This is a genomic window from Nocardiopsis sp. iso_186 (assembly GCF_056173365.1).
Map to the genome: position 1 here is coordinate 3,963,628 of NZ_CM149670.1, position 20,149 is coordinate 3,983,776.

A 20,149-nucleotide genomic window follows, 5' to 3' on the forward strand; every position below is an offset into this window, starting at 1 on the left:
CTTTAGAACCCCAGCTCCTTAACGATCTCGCGGGTCAGGACGATCTCCTCGTCGAGGAAACTCTCGAACTCCGCACGCGGCTGGTAGGTGTCGGTCCAGCGGTTGCGCTCCAGGGTGTCGGCCCAGGAGGGCGACTCCACGATCTCGGCGACCAGGGCGCTCAGCTCGTCGATCTCCTCCTCGGCGAGGCCGGGCGGGGCGATGACGCCGCGCCAGTTGGCGAGCTCCACGTCGTAGCCCTGCTCCGTGAGAGTGGGGATGTCCTCGAAGCCCTCGATGCGCTCGGGGGCAGAGACGCCGAGCGCACGGATGGGCCCGCCGTCGAGCTGGTCCCGGAAGTCGCCCAGGGTGCCGAAACCGGCCTGGGAGGTGTTGGAGAGCAGCGAGGTCAGGACCTCACCGCCGCCCGAGTAGGGGAGGTAGTTCATGGACCCCGGATCGACGCCCGCCTCGGCTGCGGTGAGGCCGGCGAAGATCTGGTTGACGCCGCCCATCGACCCCCCGGCGACCGGGAGGGTTTCCTCCTGCTCGCGCCACGCCTGGACGAAGTCGTCCACCGTCTCGTAGGGGGAATCGGCCGGCACGACCACGACTCCGTACTCGGAGGCGAGCTGGGCGATGGGGGTGACGTCGTCCATGGTGGCGGTGGAGTTGGTGGTCTCAACCGCGCCGACCATGCCCAGGCCGGTCATCGTGAGGACGTTGGCCTGGCCCTCGCGGTTGGCGGTCTGACGCAGCCCGATCGTGCCACCGGCGCCGGCGACGTTCGTGACCTGCACGTTGTAGCGCAGCTCCTCGTCACGGAGGCCGTTTTGCAGCTCGCGGGCGAGCATGTCCCAGCCCCCGCCGGGCGCGGCGGGCGCGACCAGGATGACCTTGGCACCGGCGCCGGTTCCCGACGCGGCGCTCTCGCGCACGTCCACCACTGCGGTCGCCAGGAGTACGACGGCGACCGCTCCGCCCACCGCACCCAGCAAGCGACCGTTCGGCCCTGCCATACGCGCTCTTCCCTTCATGCCGTCCTACGGCTGTACAGAGGAGGAATCAGGGCACGAGAAACCGGGAGGAAAAGAGATGTTCACCCCGTTTTTTCACGTGCGTCCTGGATCACATTGTGCGGGCGGTCACACGGTGGCCCGAGACTTGTGGGCACTGTCGCCATACTGGTCATATTGGTCGCAGCCGCAGACCGATCGGTATGCGACAGTGGACTCCGCTCAGCACGCCTCTCCAAAGCCGAAGGTCACCCGCCGTGTCCGCCCCACGCAACCGCAGCCGGTTGTCACTCACCGGCTACCTGTTCTTCTCGCACCTGCTCCTGCTCGCCCTCGCGCTGGGGGCGACCGGCCTTTTGTGGTTCACGTTCCTGGATCGTGAGATCGACGAGCTCTACACCGAGCGCGTGCTCGGGATCGCCCGGATGACGGCGACCCTGCCCGAGATCCGGACGGCCTTCGACTCCGAGGACCCGGCCCGGGTGATCGCGCCGATCGCCGCCGGCCTGACCAGATCGGCCGAGGCACAGTACATCGTGGTCGCCGACCTCGACGGCACCCGTTACTCCCACGTGGACCCCTCGCTGATCGGGCAGAAGGTGTCCACTCCGCCAGGCTCGGTATTGGACGGCCAGGAGTGGACCGGCACGGAGGTCGGCACCCAAGGGCGCACCACCCGGGCCAAGGTGCCGGTGCGCGACGCAGCGGGGCCGGTGGTGGGATATGTGTCGGTGGGCATTCTGGAGTCCGACATCGACGAGGTCAGCGCCGGCGTGGTCCCGGCCATCGCCTCGACGGTCGCGGCGGCGCTGGCCCTTGGGGCGGTCGGGGCGTTCCTCATCTCCCGGCGGGTCCGGGCCAAGACGCACGGACTGGAGCCCAGTGAGATCACCGCCTTGCTGGAAGGCCGCGAGGCACTCCTGTACGCGGTGCGCGAGGGCGTCCTGGGCCTGGACGCCGCCAACCGGTTGACCCTGGTCAACACACCGGCGCGCGCGATGCTGGGCCTGGACACCGACTGCGAGGGCCGCTCCCTGGCAGAACTCGGGCTCAGCGGCCGGATCCACGACGTCCTGTCCGGGGCCGACCCCGGTGCCGACGGCATCGTGCTCGCGGGTTCGCGGGTCCTGGTGTGCAACAGGATGCCTGTGCGCGTGGGCGGCCAGGACGGCGGCGCGGTGGTGACCCTGCGCGACCGCACCGAGCTGGAACGCCTGACCGGCGAACTGGACGGTGCCCGCACCCTCACCCGGGGGCTGCGTGCCCAGAGCCACGAGTTCGCCAACCGCATCCACACCGTCGCCGGCATGCTGGAGTTGGGCGCCAACGAGGAGGCACGCTCCTTCCTCGCCGAACTCTCGGCGGCCCACGCCGAGGTCAGCGCTGAGGTCACCGAACGGGTCGGTGACACCGCACTGGCCGCGCTGGTACTGGCCAAGTCCGCCCAGGCCACCGAACGCGGAGCACGGCTGCGGTTGTCACCCCTGACCGCGGTACCGGGGCCATTGGCGCACTCCCTGCGCGCCGACCTGCTGTTGGTGGTGGGCAACCTGGTGGACAACGCACTGGACTCGGTGACCGCCGACGATCCCGACGGCTGGGTCGAACTACTGGTCCTGGCCCACCGACGCTCAGCGGACGGGGCACCGCGCGACCTGGTGGAGGTCCGGGTGCTGGACTCGGGCCCTGGGGTGGATCCGGCCCTGGCCGAGGAGATCTTCTCCCTCGGGTTCACCACGAAGGTCGCCCAGGACGGCGGCGCACGCGGCCTGGGCCTGGCCCTGGTGCACCAGGCATGCGCCGGCCGCGGGGGCGAGGTCACCGTGGACGCCCCCGGGGATGCGGGCGGGTCCGCTTTCACCGCCTATCTGCCGTTGGCCGACGGCGAGGCCCTTGACCACAACGAGGACGCGGAGACGGGGCGACGGTGATCAAAGTACTGATCGTGGACGACGACGTGCGGGTGGCGCACAATCACCGCGACCTGGTGGATTCCCTGGAGGGGTTCACCGTGGTGGAGATTGCGCACTCGGCTGCCGCGGCACTGTCGGCGGTGCAGCGCAAGCGTCCCGACCTGGTCCTGCTGGACCTGTACCTGCCAGACGGGTCGGGGATGTCGGTGTTGCGCACGCTGCGCGCTCCCGCTGTCCCTGCCGATGCCCACCCGGTAGATGTGCTGGTGGTCACCGCGGTACGCGACATGGAGCAGGTGCGCGCGGCACTGCATGGCGGGGCGGTGCACTACCTGCTCAAGCCCTTCTCGATGGCGGCGCTGCGCGACCAGCTCGAACGCTACTCCACCGCCCGGCGCCGGCTGAGCCGCAGCGAGGAGGCCACCCAGAGCGAGGTTGACCGGCTGTTCGGGCTGCTTCGCCCGGCGCCCCCGCAGGCGCTACCCAAGGGGTTGACCCCGGCCACCGCCGAACTGGTGGGCGGCGCGTTGCGCGAGGCGGGCACCGACCTGTCGGCCGCCGAGGTCGCCGAGCGGACAGGCGTCGCCCGGGTGACGGCTCGTCGCTACCTGGAACACCTGTGTGCCGATGGCAGAGCCGAACTGCGGATGCGCTACGGCTCCACCGGGCGTCCGGAGCACCGTTACCGCTGGGTGCGCTGAGCAGGCAGCGGAACCGCTGCCGGAGAAGCCCACTATTGTCGCAACGGTGAGCGTTTTCATCGACCCGCCCGCGTGGCCCGGTCCACGCGGGCTGCTGTGGTCCCACCTGATCAGCGACGCCTCCTACGCAGAACTGCACGCCTTCGCCAGGGCGCTGGGGGTTTCCGAGCGGGCGTTCGAGCGGGACCACTACGACGTACCCGAGACCCTGTACTCCCGCGCCCTGCACCTGGGCGCAGCACCGGTGCCGGCCCGCACGATCGTGGCCCGGCTGCACGCGGCCGGGCTGCGTCGGCGCAAGAACGCCCAGCCCCGAGTCGCGATCCCCGGCCCGGACGGGAACTGATCCACCCCGCACGCCGGCCTGTTCAGTCGCGGGGCGAACCCGCTGCGGTGGGCTCTTGGGCGGTCGGGGCCGGCCCGTCCCCGATCAGCCAGGCGATTTCGGCGGAGACGTTGGCCTGGGCCCGCTCCTCCCAGCGGTCCAGCGCGAGGGGGGTGTGGTAGAGGCGGGGCGACGCCAGGAGTGCACCCAGGACCCTGGCCCGCCCGGCCCGGAAATCGCTGTCGGCCACGTGTGCGTACTCTTCCCGTACAGCAGCGGCATACTCGGCGTATTCGGCGGGCTCGGCCGCCAGGATCGCAAGATCGGCATCGCACAGGACCTCGGCGTCGAGGTCGCCGGGGTCGGGGGCGTGGCCGGCGGTGACGCGGACCAACCGGGCCACCTCTCCAGCGCGTTCGGCGGTGAGGCCGCAGGTGGGGAGAAGGAGCTCGGCCAACCGGGCGCTGGCCTCCTCGTCCTTTCCGGGTTCGCCCTGGTAGACCGCATCGTGGAACCAGGCAGCGTAACGCACGGAGGCGGTGTCGTGCGCTTCCTCGGCCAACTCGTTGACGGCGGCCAGGACCGCGCACAGATGATCAAGGGTGTGATAGCTGCGATGGGGTTCGGCCCAGCGGGCGAGCAGTTCCGCGCCCACCGCGGCCGCCTCGCTGCCCGTTCCGGCGAGGGCACTCCAAGCGTCGGACAGGTCCGGCCAGTGTGGCGACATCTTCGATGTTCCTCCCTCTCCCCGTCAATAGTGCCTGCTCTGGGCGCTCCGCGTTGAGAAACCCCCGACCTCGCCAGCTCCTACCCGCAGGGCAGACGGTTTGTCCTTCCCGGAAGGGAACCGACCGTGGAAACATTGTTGCGAAACGCGAGTGGCGCGCGACCGGTACGGTCGCGCGCCACTCGCCTGCGGCCCCGGAGAGCCCGCTATTTCCCTCCGGGACCCGTCATGGGACCCCCTGTCAGGCTTCTCCCCCACCACCGGGGATCAGCGCGTCGTTGACCGTGCGCAGCACCGGAGCCCGCACCACCGCGTTGACGTCCAGGGCCGCGCCGTTTCGGACCGTGAAGGTGTGCGATTCCCCCGGAAGCAGCGTAACCAGCATCTCGTCGGCTTCGGCCGCAGGATCGAGACGGTCGGCGAACAGCGCGAGATCGCGCAGCAGGGTACGCGCCAGAACGGTCACCTTCAGGTCGGCGCCCTCGGGGGCCGCCTTGGCCTCGAACTCCGGCCGGGGATAGGCGATGTCGATGTCCTCGGCAAAGAACCACCAGGCCCGGCGGGCTCCGGTTTCAGCGGTGAGCAGTTCTGCGGCGGCTGACACCGGAGAGGCGACCTCGACCGGGACCGGCACTCGCACCAGGCCACGCGGCGGCACGGCGAAGGGCTCAGCTGCCTCGGCCAGGACGGTGCCGTCCAACGCCCTGCGAGCGAGCATCGCGGTTCCCGACCACTCCTGGTCGGTGTCGTTGGCCACCACCAGGACCAGACCGTCGCCCTCCGGCTGGACCGTGGCCAACCGGTCCGCGTAGACCGCGCGCAGCGCGTACCACAGCGGCTTGTGCCGCCCCTGGCCGTCTACTGCCGCCCACGAGGTGACCGGCCAGCAGTCGTTGAGCTGCCATACGACCGAGCCGGTGCAGTCGGGCCACTGGGCGCGGAAGTGCTCGATTCCCAGGGTGATCGCACGCGCCTGGTTGACCTGGGTGAGGTAGTGCCAGTCGTCGAAGCCTTCTGGCACGCCGAAGTGCGGGGCGAGGCCGCGGGCCAGCTTGCCGTTGCCGTCCTGGGCCTTCTGGCGGTGCAGCATCCCCGGTGAATCGGGGGCGAGCTCGGACTCCTCCAGAACCGCGCGCAGCGTGGCATAGGCGGGCGGCGCCTGGAACCCGAACTCCGCGACGAAGCGGGGCCGGTAGTCGCGGTAGACGGTGTAGTCGACCTGGTTCCAGACGTCCCAGATGTGGGAGGAGGCATGCCTGGGATCGTTGGGATGGAGGTCGGGCGTGCCCGAGTAGGGACTGCCCGGCCAATAGGGCCGGGTCGGGTCGAGTTCGGCGACCACGCGCGGCAGGAGTTCGAGGTAGTACTTCTCCCCCCAGGTGCGCCCGGCCAGCGGCTCCTTCCAGTCCCAGTCCCAGTAGCCCCAGATGTTCTCGTTGTTGCCGTTCCACAACACCAGGCTGGGATAGGGGGCGAGCCGGACCACCGCCTCGCGCGCCTCCGCCTCGACCTCTTCGGCCAACGGGGACTCCTCCGGGTAGGCGGCGCAGGCGAAGAGGAAGTCCTGCCAGACCAGGACGCCCCGCTCGTCGCACAGCTCGTAGAAGTCCTCGCTCTCGTAGCGGCCCCCGCCCCAGATCCGCAGCAGGTTCATCCCCGCCGCGGTGGCCTGGTCGATGCGCTCGGCGTAGCGGTCGCGTCCGACCCGCGTGACGAAACAGTCGTCAGGAATCCAGTTGGCTCCCTTGACCAGGATCGGCGTGCCGTTGACGAGAATGGCGAACCTCCGGCCCCCTTCGTCGGCAGCGGTGTCCAGCCCCACCGTGCGAAAGCCGATCCGGCGCCGCCACTGCTCCAGCAGCCCGCCCTGTCCACCGGCCGGGTCGAGTTCGACGACCAGGTCGTACAGCGGCTGTTCTCCGTAGCCGCGCGGCCACCACAACTGGGGGTCGGCCACGGTGACCTCGACCTCCGCGGAATCGGCGCCGGGTGCCACCTCCACGACGGCTTCCCGGCCGGCGACACGGGCGCGCACCAGCAGCGCGGTGTCGGCGCCGTTCTCGGTGCGCTCGATCTCCGCTCTGATCAGGACCTGTCCGCGGGTGGAACCGTCACGGTCGCGGACTACGGCGACCTGGGGGACCACCCGGGCCAGGCGCGCGGTGCTCCAGGCGTGCAGCCGGATGGGACGCCAGATCCCGGAGGTGACCAGGGTTGGCCCCCAGTCCCACCCGAAATTGCAGGCCATCTTGCGGATGAACTGGAAGGGCTCGGGATAGGCGTTGGGGCGGTCCCCGAGCGCCTCGCGCACCGCTTCGGCCTCCGCGTAGGGCGAGGCGAAGTTGACGGTGAGCTCGTTGTCGCCCGCGCGCAGGGCGGAGGTGACGTCGAACCGATAGGCGCGGTGCATGTTGCGGGTGCGCCCGAGTTCCGTGCCGTTGACCGTGAGGGTGGCGACGGTGTCCAGTCCCTCGCACTCCAGGTCCACGCGCTCGGCCCCAGTTGCCTCGACGGCGTCGAAGGCAGTGGTGTAGCGCCACGCGGCCCGCCCGATCCAGGCGAGCTCGTTCTCGTTGGTTCCGACATAGGGATCGGGGACGAGTCCTGCCGCGAGCAGGTCGGTGTGCACACAGCCGGGAACGACTGCCGGCACCTGCGCGGCTACCACCTCACCGGGAACGGCGGGGCCACCCAGGCTTCGCAGGGTCCAGTCGTCGCACAGGTCGATGCGCACTGCCATGTGATCTCCGCACGTGAGCCGGGGTGGAAATGGCGACGCGGACGAGTGCGACCCGAAAACCGGAGGGAGGAAGGGTGCGTGCTCCGGCGCCGGGCCGCACCCAGCTCCTTGTCGGCGTTCAACGGTGTCCGCCGCTTGTTCAAGCAAAACGCTAAACCGGTTCAGTGTCAAGGCTCATAAAGGAAAACGGATGTTCCGGGCTTTTCATTTCCGACGCTTTGAATAGCGCACTCCGGGCATGGGAAAGCGTCGGTGGATCTTTTGGGGCCCACCGACGGAATCGGCCTCGCCCAGGCGTCCTGACACCCGACCACCGGCTCCCGCAACAGGAGCCCGCGGCACCGACCGTTCAGGCCGACGCTCTCGCCCCGTGCGGAAACGGCTGTACGAAATGGCCTTCGTCCGCCTCGAACAACTGGGCGGGAGGTTCCTGTCCGACGGGGAGATGATAATCGCGGATCCTGGTGTCGGCGGCCTCGCGTGCCTTCAGCTCGGCTTCGACCTCCTCCCACTTCTTGTGGAACTGGGGCACCGAGGAGAGCAGCTTCTTGGTGTAGGGGTGCAGCGGATCGCCGAACACCTTCTCGGTGCGCCCCCGTTCCACGATCGACCCCTTGTGCACGATCACCGTCTCGTCGCTGATGTAGTTGCCCAGCGCCAGGTCGTGGGTGATGAAGAGGATCCCCAGGCCGCGCGCCTTGAGGTCGCCCAGCAGGTTGAGCACGTCAATACGGGTGGAGGCATCGAGCATACTGATAATCTCGTCGGCCACCAGGTAGTCGATGTCCAGCAGCAGTGCCCGGGCGATCAGCAGCCGCTGCAACTGACCGCCGCTGAGCTGATGGGGGTACTTGCCCAGAATCTGCTGGGGGTCCAGGCGAACCGTCTCGAGCGCGGCATGCACCTTGGCACGCCACTGGGCATCGGGGACGTCGCGGTAGTACTCACCGCGCACCATCGCGAAGACACGGTCAGCCTTGAACACCGGGTTGTAGCTGCTGAACGGGTCCTGGAACACTCCCTGGACCCGGCGGTAGTAATCCTTGAGCCGGCGGTTGCCGCGCAGGGTGGAGATGTCGGTGCCGTCGCAGGTGATCGTCCCCTGACTGACCGAGGCGATGCGCAGCGCCATCTTGCCCAGCGTGCTCTTGCCCGACCCGCTCTCCCCGATCAGGGCGACGACCTCACCGCGACGCACCTCGAAGTCGGCCTCGCGTACCGCGGTGAGGCGGTCGGAGCCGAAGGAACCGACGTTGTAGACCTTGGAAACCCGGTCGAATCTCAGCATTTGTGGTCACTCGGCCTTCCAGCAGGCGACGTGGTGGTCGGGGGCGACCTCCACGAAGGGGGGTTCGGTCGCGCACTCGTCGGAGGCCAGGGGGCAGCGTGCCCGGAACCGACATCCTTTCGGCGGGTCCAGCAGCCCGGGCGGACTGCCGGGGATGCCGGTCAGGCGCTGCTCGGCGTACGTGACCCCTACTTCGGGCAGTGCCGAGATCAGCATCCGGGTATAGGGGTGGCGGGGCGCCTCGATGATCGTGCGGGCCGGAGCCTTCTCGGCGAGACGTCCGGCGTACATCACCATGATGCTGTCGGCGATCTGGTAGACCAGCGAGATGTCGTGGGTGACCACGACCATGCTCTTGACGAACCGGCGGTCGCGGAACTCCACCAGCATCTCGGCGACCGCGCGCTGGGTGGACACGTCCAGTGCCGAGGTCACCTCGTCGGCGATCAACAGGGACGGGTCGAGGATCGTGGACAGCACCATCACGACGCGCTGTTTCATCCCGCCCGACAGCTCGATGGGGTAGCGCTTGAGCACCTCGGTGTCCAGCCCCACCAACTCCAGGCGGCGGTGCAGCTCCTCGCGCACCGTCTTGAAGCGCACCCCCCGGGACTCCAGCAGTTCGGCGATCATCACGCCGATCTTGCGGGTGGGGTTCATCGCGCTCATCGAGTACTGCGGGATGATCGAGATCTCCTTGAACCGGAAACGGTTCATGGCGGCGTCGTCCCAGATCGGAACCTCGGTCCCGTCGAGTTCGACGGAGCCGCCGACATATCTCATCCGGCCGTCGAGGCGGATCAGGCTCTTGCTGAGCGTGGACTTGCCGCTGCCCGACTCCCCCGCCAGACCCATGATCTCGCCGTCGGCCAGGGTGAAGGTGGGCCCGTCCAACGCGTGCACGTCGCCGCGCAGCGTCCGGTAGTAGACCCGCAGGTCCGAGACCTTGAGGCTCACCGTTACATCTCCCTCAGCTTGGGATTGAAGACCTCGTCCAGCCCGACGTTCATGATGTAGAGGGAACCCACGATCGCGGTGATCCCCAGGCCCGGCGGCACGAACCACCACCACACGCCCAATTGGAGGGCGCCCCACTTGACCGCCTGGTGCATCATCAGGCCCAGCGACATCCCGTCGGTGGGCCCGAGTCCCACGAAGTCCAGCCCGGCGGCGGCCAGGACCGAGCCGCCGAACAGCAGGATGAAGGTCATGAACAGGTAGGAGCTCATGTTGGGTGCGATGTCGCGCAGGATGATCTTGTGGGTGCGAAACCCGCTGAGCCGGGCGAGGTCCACGTAGTCGCGTGAACTCAGCGACAGTGCCTGGGAGCGGATCGCACGCGCGGCCCACGGCCAGGTGGTGAGACCGATGAACAGCGACTGCATGACCACGCCGCGCGACTCCAGGTAGGCGGCGATGATGAGCAGCACCGCCAGGGTCGGCAGCACGAGGACGACGTTGGTGATCATGTTGAGGATCTCGTCGATCCAGCCGCCCTTGTACCCGGCGACGAACCCGACGGTCATTCCGATCACCGCGCCGATGCCACCGCCGAGCACCCCGACCAGGAACGTGGAGCGGACACCGTGCGCGAACTGGACGAAGATGTCCTGACCGAACTGGGTGGTACCGAACCAGTACTGTGCCGAGGGCTCCAGGCCGGGCGGCGCGATGCGCTCGTTGGGGCCGTTCTGGAAGAAAAAAGGCGCGAGGATGCCGAGCAGAAGCAGGCTCCCGACGATCGCAGAACCGATGAGCAGTTTCTTGTTGCGCAGCGCGAAGTACAGCGCTTCGCGCCGGGGTGCCTCGGGGAGTGCGGCAGCGGTCCCCTCAGGGCCGGCCAAGGGATCGGGCAGCGGTTGCGCGGCGGTCACTTGACTCCCCCTTGCAGTTGGATCCGGGTCCGCGGATCGACCAGGACGTAGACGATGTCGATGATGAAGTTGGCGATCAGGACCCCCGCCACGATGAACAGGAACGCGCCCTGGAGCAGGAAGAAGTCCTGGTTCTGGATGGCCTGGAGGATCAGGAAGCCGAGACCCGGATAGGAGAAGACGATCTCGGTGAGCAGGGAGCCCGCCACAACGGTGCCCAACTGCACGGCGAGACCGGTGATCTGGGGCAGCATGGCGTTGCGGAAGGCGTACTTGCGGATCAACCTGCGCGGGGCCCCGAGCGCCTGGAGGTAGTTGGAGTACTCGGACTCCAACTCGTAGATGATCATGTTGCGCATACCGATCGCCCAACCGCCCAGCGCCACCAGGAACATGGACAGGAACGGCAGGAACCAGTGCTGGACGAGGCTGGAGACGAACATCCAGGAGAAGTCGGGACGCAGGGCGAAACTGTAGGCGCCGGCGACCGGGAACCACCCGGCGACGATCCCCAGCCCCCAGGCCAGCAGCAGGGCCAGCCACATGTAGGGAGTGGCCGTGAGCACGTAGCCCACCGGCAGTACCGTGTTGTCCAGCCATTTGCTGCGGGCGGCGTAGGCACCGAACCGGTTGCCCACCACCCAGCTGAGCAGGATGGCCGGCAGCAGGAGGCCGAGGCTGAAGGGGACGGCCCGCAGGATGACGTCGGTCACCGGGGTGGGGAACAACCAGACACTGATCCCCAGGTCCCCTTTGAACAGCGCCCCCCAGAAGTTGAGGTACTGCTGCCAGATGGGCAGGTCGAATCCGAAAACACTGGTGTAGTAGTCGCGCATGGCCTGGGACGCCTCGGGGTTGTTCAGTGAGGCGCGTGCGAGTCTGCTCTGGACGGGGTCGCCCGGCATGAAGCGCGGGATCATCCAGTTGATCGTCACGGCGACGAAGAACGTCAGCGCGTAGACGAAGATCTTTCTGGCGAAGTATTTACGCAACCGGCCCTCCTGGCCCTTGCGGCCGGTGGCCGGTCCCCGGACACCGGCCCGTACGGGAGGCGGCGGACGGGGACCGGGGCATTCACCGGGCGCTCGACTGGTTCCCTACTCTGCTTCTTCTTCGGCCACCGGTTCGAGTTCGGTCAGCGCCAGGATGGCGCCCAACTGGAAGTAGCCGCGCCAGGTCGAGGGCAGATAGTGGTTGTCGGTCTCGCTGGAGGGCCAGTTCGTCCAGACGGACTCGTTGGCCTGGGACCACAGGCCGTTGTACCAGAGGGGGATGATGGGCATCTCTTCCAGCTGGATCTGCTGGATCTTCCCGGTCACCTCGCTGATGGCCTCGGGGTCGTCAACCGGCACCTGGTCGAGCTGGTCGACCAGGTCCCAGGCATCTTCGTTCTCGTAGCGACCGAAGTTGACCGTGGACTGCGACTCCTGGACCGGCAGGCGGAAGATGTAGTCGTAGTAGGTCCAGGGGGTGTTGCTGATCTGGCGCTCATTGTTGATGAGCAGATCGAAGTCGCCGCTGCTGCGCTGGTTGACAAGCGCGTTGAACTCGGGGAAGTCCGCGGTGACGTTGATACCGGCGGCCTGGGCGCTCTCGCTGATCACCCGGGCGGCCTCCATCCAGTCGGTCCACCCGCTGGGCACGATCAGGGACAGCTCGATCGGGTCGCCATCGGGGGTCTCGACGAAGCCGTCGCCGTCGCCGTCGGTGTAGCCGGCATCCTCCAGGAGTTTCGCGGCCTCGGTGGAACTGAAGGGAGTGGCGTACTCGTCCACGACCTCGGTGTCGATGTACTGGTCCCAGGCCGGGAGAAGACCGGTGGGATCGGAAGGAGTGACGATTCCGCCGTAGACACCGTCCACGATCTCGTTGATGTCCACGGACGCGGCGAGCGCCTTGCGGAACTCGGCGTCGTCCATCGGCTCCCTGGTGGTGTTGGGCACCAGCCACGCGGTGTTGGCCGCGATCATGTAGGGCGCCTCGGGGTAGTAGGTCGTGACCCCGTAACCGCCCTCGACCAGTTGGGCGATCCCCGGTAGGAAGTTGTTGCTCAGGTCCACCCCGCCCTGCAGGACCTGCCCCAGCGCCGCCTCGTTGCTGGTGTTGACGATGTTGACGATGTAGGTGGGGGCGACCTCGTGCCCCAGGGCCTCGGTGGCCCACCAGGAGTCGCTCTTCTTCCAGACCTGACGGTCCTGGTCGTGGGTCTCGTAGACGTAGGCGCCGGTACCGACCGGCTCCTCGTTGGCTCCGGTGACGGTTTCCTCTTCGGAGCGATCAGCCCACAAATGCTCGGGCACGATGGCGTTGAAGTAGAGCCAGTTGGCCCACTGGGCGTAGTTGGCCTTGGAGAAGGTGAATTCGACCGTGTGCTCGTCGGTGGCCTCGACGCTCTCCAGCCACTCCCACAGGTTGCTGTAGGAGCTGGTCTCCAGCTTGCCCAGTTCGACGGTGAAGACCACGTCGTCGGCGGTGAACGCCTCGCCGTCGGACCACTCGACGCCCTGGCGCAGCTTCAGTTCGTAAGTGGCGTCGTCGGTCCAGTCGCCGCTCTGCGCCAGCCACGGAAGGTACTCGCCGGTCTCCGGCTCGAACAGGAACAGCGTCTCGTAGACCAGGCCGACGGTGCCGGTCGCGTAATTGCCAAGACTCAACGGGTTCCAGCTGATGGGCGGCCCCCACTGACTGCCGCCGGTGTAGAGCGTCTGCTCGCGCGGGTAGTTGCCGGCGGGGGCGTCCGCCGGATCACCTCCGCCGCCCGAGCAGGAGGTGGCCACCAGCGCGGCCAGCACGAGGGGGGTCAGAAACCTGAACCGGTTTCGCATCGTGTTAGTCTCCTTCATCCACCGCATCGGGGATGTCCCCGCGCGGCAGTCCTCAGAGCGCGCCCAGGCCGTGGTCCCCCCGTAGCCGACCGCCCGCTCACGCGTTCTTGGTCCTGATGCGGATGCCTCACCCCGGACCAGTGACCCAGGTCACGTGGAGGGGTGAACGAAAGAACATCACTAAACCGGTTCAGCGTCAAGATGCGTTATAGAAACTAAACCGGTTAATCGAGAAAAATTCTCTTATCTTCGGAAAGAGGCCGAAAGTACCGCATCCGCAATGGAGGGAAACCTCCGGCAACGGGTGCGGGCGGTGGAGTTCAGCGCCCGGCCGGGCCGGTACTGGCACGCGGAAGCAGCCTGCTGGGCAGCGTAGGCACCGCCTTGACCGCGGCCCCGGCGATCCGCTCCATGAGCAGGGAGACCGCCAATCGCCCGTGCTGGTTGACGTCGCGCCCCACCGCGGTCAGCGCGGGCCGGATGGCACCGCAGATCACAGAGTCGTCCCATGCCACGATCGACAGCTGCTCGGGCACAGAGACCCCCAGCTCCTGGGCGACACCCAGCGCGGCCACCGCCATGAGGTCGTTGTCGAAGATGAGCGCACTGGGCGGCGCCTCGGAGCCCAGCAGGGCACGCGTGACCTCGGCGGCCTTTGCACTGGTGTAGTCGGCGTACACCACCTCGGCGGCGTCGAGCCCGACCTCACGCGCGGTCCGGTCGAAGGCGATCGACCGGACCTCGGTGTGCACGAACTCAGCAGGGCCGGCCACCCGGGTGATCCGGCGGTGGCCGAGCGCCGCGAGATACTCGACGACCTCGTTCATCGCCTCGGCGTCATCGGTCCAGGCGCAGGAGAAACCGTCGGTGTACTCCGGCCCCCCGATGACGACGGCGGGCAGGCCCATCTCGGCCAGGACCGGCAGCCGGGAATCGTTGCGGCGCAGGTTGACCAGCAGGACCCCGTTGACCCTGCGCTCCGCGTGCCACCGCTGATAGGTCGCCAGCTCCAACTCGCGGTCGTCGGCGGCCTGGAGCATCAGCGCGGTACCGCCACCGGCGAGTTCCTCCTGGATACCGCCGATCAGCCGCATGAAGAAGGGCTCGGCCGAGAGCGCTCGCGCCGGACGGTTGACCACCAGGCCGATCACCCCGGCACGCCCGTCGGAAAGGGCGCGGGCCGCACTGCTGGGCGCCCACCCCAACTGCTCGGCGATGTCCAGGATCCGCTGACGAGTCGCGTCGGAGACGCCGGGGCGACCGTTGAGGGCATAGGAGACAGCCCCCTTGGAGACACCGGCCGCCTTGGCGATGTTGACGATCGTCGGGCGCCTCATACCATCTCCCCGCTCGTTCAGTGAACCGGTTCACCATCGACAACCGGAAATTGACGGACTTCTGCATTCGCTGCGCATCGTATTACTTCTCGGGCCGTCAATTCACCCCATCGACAATACGTGATGACCTGCCCGGCCGACGGAGTCTGCCAAGGGCCTACCCAGTCCGGAACTTGACGAACGATAGGTGGGATGTATTTTGGTGGCCTACCGCACCCCCGGGCTCGTCCAGCCACTCCCCAAAGCTGACAGCGCCCGCCGCGACCGGCATACGAGCCCCATGCTCCGGGAAGGCGCCGCCTGGAGAGTTGTAAGGAGCACTCTTCAGCCGTGTCCCCTCTCGCCGCGCTGCGTCGCATGCACGAAATCGCCGGTGCCCCCCTGCTCATCGCCTCGTTCCTGGCCCGACTCCCCATGTCCATGGCACTGATCGGCGTCCTCACGCTGGTCACCACCGAGACGGGCAGCGTCGCCGCCGGCGGACTCGCCTCAGGTGCGCTCGCTCTGGGCGAGGCACTCGGCGGGCCGGTCATCGCACGGTTCGCCGACCGACTCGGACAGCGGCCAGTGGTACTGCTGGCCTCGCTGGTGGAGGCCGTACTGCTGGGAGCCCTCGTCGCGGCGGTCACCGCCGGATGGGCGACGGCACCACTGATCGGACTGTGCGCCCTGGCCGGCCTGGCCATGCCACAGATCGGGCCGCTGGCCAGGGCCCGGTGGATCTCCATCGCCACCCGTTCCCCCGACCGGGACCGCTCGGTCTCTGCCGCGTTGAGCGTGGACGGCGTACTGGACGAGACCGGTTTCGTGGTGGGTCCGGCCGTGGTCGGCGTGCTCGCCGTCGTGGCGAGTCCCGCGGCCGGAGTCGTCGGTGCCGCCGTCCTGGTCGGAGTGTTCGGGACAGCCTTCGCCGTGCACCGCAGCGCACTGCCCGGGACGCGACCCGACCCGCACAGCGACCGGCTATGGCGCGTGGGGCTGCTGGTACTGGCCGTGCCGATGCTGTGCCAGGGCGCGTTCTTCGGTGGGGCGACAGCGGGGGTGACCGCTTTCAGTCAACAGCTCGGACGCCCCGACCTGGCCGGCCTGATGTACGCGGTGATGGGTGTGACCAGTGCCGTCGCCGGGCTCCTGATGGCATCGGTTCCGCCATCCGTGGGGCTCGCGAGCCGGCTGCGGATGGCCGCCGGCGCACTGACCCTGCTTTCGGCTGGACTGATCGTCGCGTCGGGAACTTGGGGCCTCCTCGCGGCGATGCTGCTGCTGGGGTGCGCCATCGGACCACACGTGGTCACGATCTTCTCGTTGATCGAACGCGCCGCCCCGGCCGCACGACTGGCCCAGGCGATGACCGTCATGCTGAGTTTCCTGATTCTCGGCCAGTCCGCGGGGGCCTCGGTGGCCGGGACTCTGGCCGAACGATTCGGCCCTCAGGGTGCGTTCGCGCTGACCACCGCCGCAGCGGCAATCGCCCTGATCGGGTCGGTGGCGCTCGTGCGCTCACGCTGGTACGCCCCGCGCCCTGTTCCCGGGCCTCCCGCTCCCGTCGAACCGGTTCACACGTCCTGACCACCGCTCGGCCGGCCCGGACGGGCCGTCCGCTTAAGGCCGCCCGCCCCTCCGGGGCAGGGCGGTCCTCTTGGCCGCCTCTGCCGTCGCGCCGCACAACAGCAGCATCATCGCGGTCACACCCTGCGCGTGAACACGCCGGGCGCCACGGCCGCACCACATGGTGGCCCGAAACGGTGACCCGAAACACCGCGACTCTGTCTTGACCTGCGCTCCCCTTGCGCCAGGGCCACTCATTCCGCCCCGACGAACAGGCAAAAGAGGGGCTTTTGCCGACCCTTCGGCAGAACTCGTTTCGATAACTTCGTTCGATGATCGACGTAAGTAGTGTTGACGATCAGTCCTAAGTCATCTTAATTTGTGTCGCACACCACACATGGGAATCCGGAGACCGTGTTGAACTCACCAGGAGACGTGCTAGACCTCATCAGCCGCGGGGCCGCCGAGACCCGGACGGACCTCGCCCGGCAGACCGGAATGGCACGTTCCACCGTGGCCCAGCGAGTTGACGCGCTGATCGGTTTCGGCCTGGTGGAAGAGACCGAACCCGGGGAATCCACCGGGGGCAGGCCGCCCCGCCTGCTCCGCCTCAACACGGCCCACAACTGCGTACTCGGAGTCGACCTCGGCGCAACCCACTGCCGCGTCGCTCTGCTGGACATCGGCGGAAAGCCGTTGGCCAGCTGCGAGACCCCTATCCAGATCACCCAGGGCCCGCACGAAGTCCTGGCACACGTTGACGCCCGCATGCACGAGCTCCTGACCCGGGCCAACCGGCCGCTGGAATCGGTCAAGGCCATCGGCATCGGCGTCCCCGGCCCGGTGGAGTTCGCGACCGGGCGCCCCGTCAACCCACCGATCATGCCCGGCTGGCACGAATACCCGATCCCCGACTTCTTCACCAGCCGATACAACGTCGAAGTCCTCGTGGACAACGACGTGAACGTCCTCGCACTGGGCGAACGACGCTTCGCCTACCCGGGCTCAGCCCACTTGCTCTTCGTCAAGATCGGCACCGGAATCGGCTGCGGCATCGTCGCCGACGGCCGACTCCACCGAGGCGCACAGGGCAGCGCCGGCGACATAGGGCACATCCGGGTCCCCGACGCCCCCCACGCGGTGTGCCGGTGCGGCAACACCGGCTGCCTGGAGGCGGTCGCCGGCGGTGCGGCACTGGCTGCCCGGCTCAGCGCGGCGGGCACGCCCGCGCGGACCGGACACGACGTCGTCACCCTGGTGAACCAGGGAGACGCCGCCGCACTGCGACTGGTCCGCGAGGGCGGCCGGGTCATCGGCGACGTGCTCGCCGGCCTCGTCAACTTCTTCAATCCCGAGGCCATCGTCGTGGGAGGCGTGATGGCCCAGGTCCACGAACCGCTGCTGGCCGGAATGCGCGAAGTGATCTACCAGCGCTCCCTGCCACTGGCGACCCACCGCCTCACCGTTGTTCCCAGCAGGTCGGGGGAAGAGGGCGGTTCGCTCGGCGCGGGGCGTCTGGCGATCGACCACATCCTCGCCCCCGACTACATCAACCGTGCGCTGTCCACCGGACAGGGCGCGGCCTGACCACAATCCCCTGGGTCGCCTCCCCCGCGACCCGGACAGTATCGGCACCCCTGGAGGCCACGATGAGTTCACGACCGCGATGGCACGACTTCTCCGCCCTGGCCGCGGGCGCGCTCCTGATCGGCGCGACCGCCTGTAGCACTCCCGACTCCGGCGGCGGCGACGGCGCCGACGGTGCGGCCGAGGGCCCCTTCACCATCGGCCTGAGCAACGGCTTCATCGGCAGCGAATGGCGCGAGCAGATGCTCGCCACCTTGGAAGAGGCGGTCGGGGAGTACCAGGCCCAGGACATCGTGGACGAACTCGTCGTCGAGAGCGCCGACGTGGATGTCAACGGCCAGATCCAGCAGATCCGCAACCTGATCAACTCGGGGGTGGACGCCATCATCGTCAACCCCAACTCCCCCACTGCCTTGGACCAGGTCTTCGCAGAGGCCGACGACCAGGGAATCCTCGTCCTGGCGATCGACCAGGCAGTCACCTCCGAGAGCGTCACCAACGTCGTGATCGACCAGGGCGAGTGGGCAGCGGCAAACGCCCAGTGGCTGGCCGACGAGGTCGGTGAGGGCGGCACGATCATCGCGGTGAACGGCATCGACGGTCACCCCGCCAACGAGGCCCGTTGGGCCGGTGCGACCGAGGTCTTCGACTCCGCCGGCGTCGAGGTCGTGGCCAACGACTTCGCCCAGTGGGACCAGGCCACCGGCCAGCAGGTGACCCAGAACCTCCTGGCCAGCCACCCGGACGTGGACGGCATCTTCGTCCAGGACGGTATGGCGCTGGGCGCGTTCCAGGCACTGGAGTCCGAAGGCAAGGTCGGCGACGTCGCCATCACCGGCGAGGCTCGTGTCGGCTTCATGAAGCGCTGGGCCGAGCAGCGCGAGGAGGACGCCGAGTACTCCAGCATCGGCGTGCCCAACCCGCCCGCCGGCTCGGTCTCCGCGCTGCACGTGGCGGTCCGGATGTTGCAGGGCCAGGAGTTCACCTCCGACGCCCTCGACGGCAACACCCTCTACCTGCCGATCCCCGAGACCGTCACCGACGACAACTTCGACGAGCAGTTCGGCGCCGTTGAAGGCGAGCCCGACACCTATGCGGTGGACGGCAGCCTCACCCCCGAAGAGGCCGACGCCTACTTCCAGTAGCCGTCCCACCTTGCGTACGGCGGGCCCGTCCCGGGTCCGCCGTACGCAAGGGCCCGCGGTGACCCAATGACGACTCGACCCGAAGGAGCGAGCCCGGTGGCATCGACCGCCTTCCTGGAAATGACCGGGGTGCGCAAGCGCTACGGCGGCGTGACCGCACTGGACGGAGCCGACTTCGCAGCCGAGGCCGGTACGGTGCACGCCGTGCTGGGCCCCAACGGTTCCGGTAAGAGCACGCTGCTCAAAGTCCTCACCGGGGTCGTGGCCCCCGATGAGGGGGAGGTACGGCTGAACGGGCGGGCTCTGCGCCCGCGCGGCCCCCGCGACACCGCCGAGGCGGGCATCAGCGCCGTCTACCAGGAGCTGTCGCTGATCGACGACTTCAGCGTCCTGGACAACCTGGTCCTCGGTGTGGAGCCGCGCAAACGGGGGGTGCGCGATCGTGCCGCCGCGCGGCGCCTGGCCCTTCCCTGGCTGGAGCGCTTCGCCGAGGCATTCGGCGGCCGGGTTCCCGTGGACGAGCGAGTGGCCGACCTCGACCCGGGCGAGCGCCAGGTGGTGGAGGTGTGCAAGGCACTGGTTCGCCAACCGCGGGTGCTCGTTCTGGACGAAGCGACCGCCTCCCTGCGTCGGAGGCAGGTGGAGGTCCTGTTCGACGTGGTCCGCGAACTGCGGGAGTCGGGTGTCCTCGTCCTGTTCATCACGCACCGGCTCGCCGAGATCCTCGCGGTGTGCGACCGCGCCACGATCATGCGCAACGGCTCCGATATCCGCACCGTGACGATCGCGGAAGTCCCTGAGCGCGACCTGGTCGAGTTGATGGTGGGTGAGCTCGCCGCTGCGGAAAGCACCGAGTCCAGCGCCACCGACGAGGTTCGCCTGGACGTGGACGGACTGTCCGCGGGCCGTCTGCACGACGCCACCTTCCAGGTTCGCGCCGGAGAGGTCCTGGGCCTGGGCGGCCTTCAGGGCCAGGGCCAGTCCCACCTGCTCTCTGCACTGTTCGGTGCGCTCAAGCCCCGCGCCGGAACGATCACGCTGGACGGCGAAACCGTGCAGTCGCGCTCGCCGAAGCAGGCCGTTCGGGCCAAAATTGCCTATGTCCCGGGTGACCGGGGCTCGCAAGGGCTCGCGTTGGGTTGAC

General features: G+C 68.4%; 16 protein-coding genes. 7 read left to right on the top strand and 9 right to left on the bottom strand.

Annotated elements, in window-relative coordinates:
* Positions 1–2 precede the first annotated feature (2 nt).
* Positions 3–998 (bottom strand): Bug family tripartite tricarboxylate transporter substrate binding protein, encoded by a 996-nt coding sequence (locus AC0VYP_RS17405; RefSeq protein WP_475470734.1) that lies wholly within the window; start codon positions 996–998, stop codon positions 3–5.
* A gap of 254 nt (positions 999–1,252) precedes the next feature.
* Between AC0VYP_RS17405 and AC0VYP_RS17410 the strand changes: the two genes are divergently transcribed.
* Genes AC0VYP_RS17410 through AC0VYP_RS17420 form a run of 3 tightly spaced genes read left to right on the top strand, consistent with a single transcriptional unit; the run spans position 1,253 to position 3,955 of the window.
* On the top strand, positions 1,253–2,926 hold the full coding sequence (locus AC0VYP_RS17410; protein WP_475470736.1) for a sensor histidine kinase: 1,674 nt from the start codon (positions 1,253–1,255) through the stop codon (positions 2,924–2,926).
* Positions 2,923–3,609 (top strand): response regulator, encoded by a 687-nt coding sequence (locus tag AC0VYP_RS17415; RefSeq protein ID WP_285757084.1) that lies wholly within the window; start codon positions 2,923–2,925, stop codon positions 3,607–3,609. The genes AC0VYP_RS17410 and AC0VYP_RS17415 overlap by 4 nt, the downstream gene beginning before the upstream one ends.
* A 46-nt stretch (positions 3,610–3,655) precedes the next feature.
* Positions 3,656–3,955 carry a DUF4031 domain-containing protein gene (locus AC0VYP_RS17420; protein ID WP_285757085.1) on the top strand — a complete coding sequence of 100 codons (300 nt, stop codon included), beginning with the start codon at positions 3,656–3,658 and terminating at the stop codon, positions 3,953–3,955.
* 22 nt (positions 3,956–3,977) lie between these two features.
* On the opposite strand, the gene AC0VYP_RS17425 is transcribed toward AC0VYP_RS17420, so the two are convergent.
* The 8 genes from AC0VYP_RS17425 to AC0VYP_RS17460 form a co-directional block, all read right to left on the bottom strand.
* Positions 3,978–4,661, bottom strand: a complete 684-nt coding sequence (locus AC0VYP_RS17425; RefSeq protein ID WP_475470738.1) for an HD domain-containing protein — start codon at positions 4,659–4,661, stop codon at positions 3,978–3,980.
* Positions 4,662–4,902: 241 nt separating this feature from the next.
* A complete protein-coding gene (locus AC0VYP_RS17430; RefSeq protein ID WP_475470740.1) occupies positions 4,903–7,401 on the bottom strand; it encodes a glycoside hydrolase family 2 protein in 2,499 nt (832 codons plus the stop codon).
* A gap of 349 nt (positions 7,402–7,750) precedes the next feature.
* Positions 7,751–8,689 carry an ABC transporter ATP-binding protein gene (locus AC0VYP_RS17435; RefSeq protein WP_285757089.1) on the bottom strand — a complete coding sequence of 313 codons (939 nt, stop codon included), beginning with the start codon at positions 8,687–8,689 and terminating at the stop codon, positions 7,751–7,753.
* 6 nt (positions 8,690–8,695) lie between these two features.
* The gene (locus AC0VYP_RS17440; protein WP_475470742.1) at positions 8,696–9,646 is read right to left on the bottom strand and encodes an ABC transporter ATP-binding protein; all 951 of its coding nucleotides are present in this window, start codon (positions 9,644–9,646) and stop codon (positions 8,696–8,698) included.
* A 2-nt stretch (positions 9,647–9,648) separates the two neighbouring features.
* Entirely contained in the window at positions 9,649–10,563 is a 915-nt protein-coding gene (locus AC0VYP_RS17445; protein ID WP_475470743.1) for an ABC transporter permease, read from the bottom strand.
* A complete protein-coding gene (locus tag AC0VYP_RS17450) occupies positions 10,560–11,555 on the bottom strand; it encodes an ABC transporter permease (protein ID WP_285757091.1) in 996 nt (331 codons plus the stop codon). Before AC0VYP_RS17450 ends, AC0VYP_RS17445 begins: the two co-directional genes overlap by 4 nt.
* A gap of 105 nt (positions 11,556–11,660) precedes the next feature.
* Positions 11,661–13,388, bottom strand: coding sequence for an ABC transporter substrate-binding protein (locus AC0VYP_RS17455; protein WP_475470744.1), 1,728 nt, complete (start codon positions 13,386–13,388; stop codon positions 11,661–11,663).
* A gap of 320 nt (positions 13,389–13,708) precedes the next feature.
* Positions 13,709–14,725 carry a LacI family DNA-binding transcriptional regulator gene (locus AC0VYP_RS17460; protein WP_475470746.1) on the bottom strand — a complete coding sequence of 339 codons (1,017 nt, stop codon included), beginning with the start codon at positions 14,723–14,725 and terminating at the stop codon, positions 13,709–13,711.
* 330 nt (positions 14,726–15,055) lie between these two features.
* Here AC0VYP_RS17460 and AC0VYP_RS17465 point away from each other — a divergent pair, with 330 nt between their 5' ends.
* From AC0VYP_RS17465 to AC0VYP_RS17480, 4 genes are all read left to right on the top strand, one after another.
* Positions 15,056–16,294, top strand: coding sequence for an MFS transporter (locus AC0VYP_RS17465; RefSeq protein WP_475470747.1), 1,239 nt, complete (start codon positions 15,056–15,058; stop codon positions 16,292–16,294).
* A gap of 414 nt (positions 16,295–16,708) precedes the next feature.
* A complete protein-coding gene (locus AC0VYP_RS17470; protein WP_285757095.1) occupies positions 16,709–17,860 on the top strand; it encodes an ROK family transcriptional regulator in 1,152 nt (383 codons plus the stop codon).
* 62 nt (positions 17,861–17,922) lie between these two features.
* Positions 17,923–19,005 (top strand): ABC transporter substrate-binding protein, encoded by a 1,083-nt coding sequence (locus AC0VYP_RS17475; RefSeq protein ID WP_285757096.1) that lies wholly within the window; start codon positions 17,923–17,925, stop codon positions 19,003–19,005.
* Between the two features lie 96 nt (positions 19,006–19,101).
* Positions 19,102–20,148, top strand: a complete 1,047-nt coding sequence (locus AC0VYP_RS17480) for an ATP-binding cassette domain-containing protein (protein ID WP_475470748.1) — start codon at positions 19,102–19,104, stop codon at positions 20,146–20,148.
* The last annotated feature ends 1 nt before the right edge of the window (position 20,149 follow it).